Source organism: Microbacterium sp. Kw_RZR3 (assembly GCF_029222405.1).
In the GTDB taxonomy this organism is placed as follows: Bacteria; Actinomycetota; Actinomycetes; order Actinomycetales; family Microbacteriaceae; genus Microbacterium.
In genome coordinates, this window is record NZ_JARHXC010000255.1 from 1 (window position 1) to 5,371 (window position 5,371).

At 69.4% G+C, this 5,371-nt stretch carries 4 protein-coding genes; all 4 read right to left on the reverse strand.

The annotated features are described in order from the left end of the window. Positions 1–4: 4 nt before the first annotated feature. Genes P2P98_RS14320 through P2P98_RS14335 form a run of 4 tightly spaced genes read right to left on the reverse strand, consistent with a single transcriptional unit; the run spans position 5 to position 5,312 of the window. Positions 5–1,366 carry an NAD-dependent succinate-semialdehyde dehydrogenase gene (locus P2P98_RS14320; protein ID WP_275800784.1) on the reverse strand — a complete coding sequence of 454 codons (1,362 nt, stop codon included), beginning with the start codon at positions 1,364–1,366 and terminating at the stop codon, positions 5–7. 36 nt (positions 1,367–1,402) lie between these two features. Then, positions 1,403–2,959 (reverse strand): APC family permease, encoded by a 1,557-nt coding sequence (locus P2P98_RS14325; protein WP_275800785.1) that lies wholly within the window; start codon positions 2,957–2,959, stop codon positions 1,403–1,405. Next, a complete protein-coding gene (locus P2P98_RS14330) occupies positions 2,956–3,855 on the reverse strand; it encodes a universal stress protein (RefSeq protein ID WP_275800786.1) in 900 nt (299 codons plus the stop codon). Before P2P98_RS14330 ends, P2P98_RS14325 begins: the two co-directional genes overlap by 4 nt. After that, positions 3,852–5,312: an NAD(P)/FAD-dependent oxidoreductase gene (locus P2P98_RS14335; RefSeq protein ID WP_275800787.1), complete on the reverse strand. Its 1,461-nt coding sequence runs from the start codon at positions 5,310–5,312 to the stop codon at positions 3,852–3,854. Before P2P98_RS14335 ends, P2P98_RS14330 begins: the two co-directional genes overlap by 4 nt. Positions 5,313–5,371 lie beyond the last annotated feature (59 nt).

The window sequence follows — 5,371 nt, forward strand, 5'->3', positions numbered from 1 at the left end:
GGCGTCAGGCCGTGCGGATGAGCTTCTTGTTGACGAACTCGTCAGCCGCCAGCAGACCCAGCTCCCGCGAGGTCCCGCTGCGCTTCACTCCGCCGAACGGGAGCTCCGGGGAGTCGGCGAGCACGAGGTTGACATAGACCATGCCCGCCTCGAGCCGGTCGGCCACGCGCGCCGCCTGATCGGCATCCGTCGTGAACACGTAGGAACCGAGACCGAAGCTCGTGTCGTTGGCGAGGGCGACCGCCTCGTCTTCGCCCGAGACGCGGTAGACCGTGCCGACCGGACCGAAGAACTCTTCGCCGTACGCGTCCATGTCGCTCGTGACGCCGGTGAGGACCGTCCCCGGGTAGAAGGCGCCGTCGCGCGTGCCACCGACCTCGATCTTCGCGCCCTGGGCGACCGCACGCTGGACCTGCTCGTCGAGGCGCTCCGCGGCGGCCAGCGACGAGAGGGGGCCGAGGATCGTGTCCTCGGCGAACGGGTCGCCCACCTTCGCCTCGCCGAGGGCGGCGGTGAACTTCTCGAGGAACGCGTCGTACAGGTCGTCGACGACGATGAAGCGCTTGGCGCCGTTGCAGGACTGGCCCACGTTGTCGAGACGGGCATCCACGGCGGCCTGGACCGCGGCATCCAGATCGTCCGTGGACAGCAGGATGAACGGGTCGGAGCCGCCGAGCTCGAGCGCGACCTTCTTGAGGTGGCGACCGGCGATCTCGGCGACCGCAGACCCGGCCCGCTCGGAACCGGTGACCGACACGCCCTGGACACGGCGGTCGGCGATGATGGTCGCCGCCTGGTCGTTGGTCACACGGACGTTGACGTACGCCCCCTCGGGAAGCCCCGCGTCGCGGTAGATCAGCTGGAGGGCCTCGGCCGACTCGGGGCACTGGGGCGCGTGCTTGAGGAGGATGGTGTTGCCCACCGCGAGGTTCGGCGCGGCGAAGCGGGCCACCTGGTAGTACGGGAAGTTCCACGGCATGATGCCGAGGAGCACTCCCAGTCCCGCGCGGCGGATCACCGCGGTGCCCTCACCGAGGATGTCGATCGGGGTGTCGCCGGTGATTCTGTCGATGTTGTCGGCGTAGTACTCCGTGATGTCGGCGGCGAAGTCGACCTCACCGAGCGCGGCTTCGAGGGGCTTGCCCATCTCGCGCACGATGATCGCGGCGAGGTCGTCGCGACGTTCACGGTGCAGCTGAGCGACGCGGCGCAGACCCTCGGCGCGCTCGGCGGGCGCGGTCCGCGACCAGACGCGGAACCCGTCGTGGGCCGAGGCGATCGCGGCTTCCACTCCGGCGTCGGACAGGGTGTCGTACTCGGCGAGGGTCTCGCCCGTGGCCGGGTTGACGACGGCGTAATCGCTCATGGGTGTCGGTCCGTTTCTGTCGTGGTGGGTGGTCGGTCAGGGTCGTGCGGCGGCGCGGCGACCGCGGCGAGCGCTGGCGGGAGCGTCGATCGAGAGGGTCTCGCCCCGGAAGAAGGCCGGGCGGCGCACACGCTGCCAGACCATGATCGCGACTCCCAGCAGGATGATCGTCATCCCGAGGATGAAGACGAGTCCCACGCCGCCGATCTCGGAACCGCTGCCGTACTCGGGGTTCATGCTGTCGATCAGGGTCGTGACGAAGATCACCGCGAGGATGACCCCGCCCACGAGGGGGAACAGCAGCGTGAAGAAGACGTTGCGCACCGAGTCGAACCATTGCTTGCGGAAGTACCAGACGCACGCGAACGCGGTGAGCCCGTAGTAGAAGCAGATCATGATGCCGAGAGTGAGGATCGTGTCGCTGAGCACGTTCACGCTCACCACCCGCATGACGGCGTAGAACCCCGCGGCGACGACGGCCGAGACGATCGTGGCGTACCCCGGGGTGAAGAAGCGCGGGCTGACCTTCGCAAACCGCTCGGGCAGGGCGCCGTAGTGCCCCATCGCAAGGAGCGTGCGGGCCGGGCCGACGAAGGTGGACTGCAGCGACGATGCCGAGCTGGTCAGCACCGCGAGCGACACGAACGCCGCGAAGGGACCCAGGATGGGGCCGGCGAGCGCGAAGAAGGCGTTGTCCTGGATGTCGGGGTTGCCGAGTCCGAACTCCCCGTCGCCGATCCCGGCGAACATGATCATCGACACCGCGAGCAGCAGGTACAGCGAGACGATCGTGATGACGGTGATGGTGGCCGCGCGGCCGGGCGTCTTCTCGGGGTCCTTCGTCTCCTCGTTCATGGTGAGCGTCACGTCCCACCCCCAGAAGATGAAGATCGACAGCGACACCCCGGCCGCGAAGGCGCTGAACGACGACACCGCGAACGGGTTGAACCACTCCCACGAGAACGGCGTGGCGTCGAAGGCGTTGCCCTGCACCGCGTGGGTGATCGCCACCACCGCGAAGACGACGAGCACGAGGACCTGGAAGGTCACGAGGACATACTGCAGCTTCTGCGTGGTCTGCATGTCGCGGTACGACACCACGGTGGCTCCGAGCACGAACAGCAGGCACACGACGATGTTGATGCCGAGGTTCGAGGCGAGGTCGGCGATGCCGGGCTGACCGGTGAGTTGAGAGATCAGCAGGAACAGGAAGTCGACGGCGATGCCCGCGAGGTTCGACAGCACGATGATCGTGGCGGCGATCAGTCCCCACCCCGCCATCCAGCCGATCCACGGCCCGAAGGCCCGCGAGGCCCAGGTGAAGGACGTGCCGGAGTCCGGCATCCGGTTGTTCAGTTCGCGGTAGCCGAAGGCGACCAGCAGCATCGGGATGAAGCCGACGAGGATGATGGCCGGCACCTGGACGCCCACCGCACCCACGGTCGGACCGATCGCGGCGGTGAACGTGTACGCGGGAGCGATGCACGAGATGCCGATGACGACGGCGCCGATGAGGCCGATCGTGCCGGCGCTCAGGCCCTTCTTCGACAGACCGCCGGCCTCACTGCCGGTGGCGGGTGCGGGTGCGGTCATGGCCGCGGTCCTTCCTGGACGGGAGCGTCGGCACGGCTTCGTGGCACGACGACGAGAGGAACGGGGAGTTCGTGCAGCATCTTCGCCGCGGTCGAACCGAGGAAGAGGCGTCGCGGCTGGGCGAGCCGGCTGGAGCCGACGATCGCGAGCTCGGCGGGATCCCACGCGAGATCGCGCACGGCCTCTTCGATGCTGTCTCCGTCGGCGACGACGACCTCGGCGGCGACGTCGGCGGGAAGCTCGGCGCGAGCCTGCGCCAGCACCTCCTCGGAGTGCGCGGCACCCGCGATGCGGATCGCTCCCGTCTCGAGCCCCGCGGGCAGGTCGACCGTCACGAGCGAGAGAAGACGGAGGGGAACGGATGCCGCCGCCGCGAGCAGCACGCTCTCGTCGCGCAGCACGTCGGCTCCGGGCCGGCTGCCGATCGCGGCCGTGACCCGGCTGATGCCGAGCGCCGGGTCGATGAGGCGAGACCCCTCGGGCGCGAGGACGACGGGGACGTCGGAGGAGTGCAGCAGTTCCGACGCGACGGTCCCGAGACGGTGGCGACCGCGGAGTCCCCCGTTCGCGGCGCCGACCACGATGTAGCCCGCACCGATCTCGTCGGCGAAGGCCACGAGACCCTCGGCGAACGAGTCGGCGTGACGGATGCGGGTGCGGTGGGGCACGGCATCCGGAATCCGACGCGCCGCGTCGTTCAACCAGCTCTCGGCCTGCTCGCGGATGTGGCGGGTGTAGGCCGCGTCCGGCGGGGTGATGACGCTGCGGGCGTCGCCGGGCAGGACCAGCGCGATCTTGAGCGGTGCCCCGATCGCGCGGGCGAGGCGGATGCCGAGGGCGAGGGCATCGGCCCCGGTGTCGGTCGCGGTGTACCCGACGACGACCGCGGCGTTCATCCGCGCGCTCGGTCGAGGATCTCGTCGGCGGCGCGGTGTCCCTGGCGGATCGCGCCGTCGACGTGCTGGTAACCGGCTCCGGCCATGTCGCTGCAGGCGAGGTGGATCGGGCCGACGGGCTCGCGCAGGTCGGCGCCGTACCGGTGGAGGCCGCCCATGTCGAAGCTCGCGGCGTACGCACCGCGGGTCCACTCCTCGGTACCCCAGTCGCTCTCGTAGTAGACGATCGGGTTCTTGGCCTCGGGCCCGTAGTAATGCGAGAGCGACTCGAGGATCTTCTCCTTGCGTTCCTCGGCGCTCAGACGGAAGAGGTCATCGGCGTTCTGGTCGGAGACGAAGCCCACGAGGGTGCCCCGCTCGTCGCCGTGATTGGTGTTGTCGTACGCCTCGTGCGACAGCTCGTAGGGGCTGAAGGCGGTGCCGGACAGGCCCTTGTCGCGCCAGAACGGCGTCTCGTAGACCGCGTGCACCTTGATGACGAAGCCCATCGAGATGTGCTGGTGCATCTGGTGCTGCAGACGCGGGAGCGGGGGCTCGAACGAGATGCGCGAGTACAGGACGGGGGCGAGCGCCAGGACGGCGAAGCGCGCACGGACGGTGATCCCGTCGGCGATCGCCGTGACGCCGGCGGATGAGGACTTCGCCGCTTCGACGCGCGCGGTCAGGGCGCGAAGGTCGTCGACGCGCCGACCGGTCGCCGTGTCCGCGGGACGATCCGGCGTGGCGGCTTCGGCGCCCCAGATGAGCCGGCGCACCGGCTGGTTCAGGAAGACGTCGTCGCCCAGGCGTTCGGCGAGCAGCTCGGGCACCTGCTGGAGGCCTCCCGCGACGCGCTTGTCGAGGATGAAGTCGGCGTCGACCAGGTGCGAGTACGAGCCCGCGGACGAAGCCATCAGCAGCGACTGCAGGAGCGAAAAGGTGTGCGTCGGCTTGGTCAGCATCGCCGAGCCCGTCGCGAACGCGAGGTTGCGCACGGCTTCGTCGTCGTCGGTCTGCTCGCGGAGCCACGCGTCCCACGAGATCTTGTCCCACTCGGCGGCCTTCGGGTGCGCCCACGGACGGTCCGGGTCGATCTCGGCGACCATGGCATCCAGGCGCGCGGTGATCTCGTCGATGACGCGCTCGGTCTCGGGAGCGACGGGGAACATCTCGCCCGTGAAGCGCTTGGCCACACCGTCCGGACCCACGTAGACGCTGTCGCCCTCGCGGTAGCGGCTGTAGGTCTCGAGCCCGAGGTCGGCGACCGTGTCGATGAGCGCCGTCTGATCGGGCGAGACCCACTGGCCGCCCAGCTCGAGCATCGCGCCGTCGATCACGTCGGTCCACAGGCGCCCGCCCACACGGTCACGTGCTTCGAGGACCGCGACCGAGAGGCCGGCCTTGCGCAGGTCGTTCGCGGCGGTGAGGCCGGCAGCACCGGCTCCGATGACGACCACGTCACGGGTGATCTCGTCCATGAGCTCTTCTCTCTTCTCGTTCACGTCTGTGTGTTGCACCGGCGGCGGCCGGAAGGGCC